The sequence below is a fragment of the Lysinibacillus sp. FW301-JW8 genome, from assembly GCF_058788755.1.
In genome coordinates this window covers 1-1,380 of record NZ_JBYTBB010000145.1, presented here as the reverse complement: position 1 = coordinate 1,380, position 1,380 = coordinate 1, and the positions used below count along the sequence as shown (strand labels likewise).

1 protein-coding gene is annotated in these 1,380 nt (G+C 39.3%); it reads left to right on the top strand.

The window, feature by feature from the left end; genetic code table 11:
• The first annotated feature begins 78 nt into the window (after positions 1 to 78).
• Positions 79 to 1,202, top strand: a protein-coding gene (locus tag AC3WOM_RS26645) for an IS3 family transposase (protein ID WP_492449200.1) whose coding sequence is annotated in 2 segments (ribosomal slippage) — positions 79 to 322 and positions 322 to 1,202 — 1,125 coding nt in all. Because the reading frame shifts where the segments join, the coding sequence is not laid out codon by codon here.
• Positions 1,203 to 1,380 lie beyond the last annotated feature (178 nt).

Here is a 1,380-nt window from a genome sequence, read left to right as displayed (position 1 = left end):
TGGATAGGCTACACTAGGTTAGACAGATTCTATAAGGGCTAGTACACTATAATTACTAACCTAAAGGAGCGTGTTTTCATGTCACGTCAACGTCGAACTTTTACAACCGATTTTAAACTTCAAATGGTGAAGCTATATGAAAATGGTAAATCTCGTGCAGATATTGTGAGAGAATATGATATTACACCATCTGCACTGGATCGTTGGATTAAAAACCATCAAGAGACTGGTTCATTTAAGGCAGAAGATAACCGTTCACAGGAAGAAAATGAACTAGTAGAGCTACGTAAAGAAGTACAACGACTGCGAATGGAAAACGATATCTTAAAGCAAGCAGCGCTGATCATGGGACGAAAATAGATGTGATTCGGCACAACGCTCACAAATATTCGGTATCAGCAATGTGCGACGTCCTACAAATTCCAAGAAGTTCATATTACTACCACTTAAAAATACGCGAAGACGATGAACGACAAGCACAAGAAGCTGATTTACAAGAGGCTATTTATGTCATCTTCAAACAAAGCCGTGATAATTACGGGACACGTAAAATAAAAAAAGAACTAGAAAAGCAGAATAAGATCGTTTCAAGACGACGAATTAGTCGAATCATGAAACATCTAGGCCTTGTCTCGAACTACACGGTCGCCTATTTTAAACCGCAGAAAAATCGAAGTAATGAAGCACCAGTAGCCAATGTGCTAAATCGTGAATTTGAACAAGAAAAGGCATTATCAGTTTTAGTCAGTGATTTGACATACGTACGGGTCGGGAAAAAATGGCACTATGTATGCTTATTTGTCGATCTCTTTAATCGCGAAATTGTCGGTGCAAGTGCTGGACCGAATAAAGATGCGGCGCTTGTCTATAAAGCGCTAAGTAGTATTAAAGGAAACTTAACAAATGTGCAACTTTTTCATACAGATCGAGGTTCAGAGTTTGATAATAAACTAATGACCGAAGCAACTGAAACGTTTGGAATCCAACGCTCACTAAGCGCAAAAGGATGTCCGTATGATAATGCCGTTGCAGAAGCTACATACAAGAGTTTCAAAGTTGAATTTGTCTACCAACGTACTTTCTTAACCCAGGAACAACTTGAGCTTGAACTTTGGGATTATGTGAATTGGTTCAATAATATTCGCATTCACCAAACTCTTGGATATCTTACACCAGCTCAATTTAAAAAGCAGTATATATAACAACCATCGAAGAACGGCTTTACATGGAGTGGTGGGCATGATAGCCTCCGTTTGGCAGAGCCAGTTCTATGAAGTTGGTTCCTTGGCGCAAGAATCATGCCCATAGAGGCTCCATGTCAAGCCACTTCATAACAAAATCGCCCTTAAAGGATTTGTTCAAATTAGTGTTGACATTCCA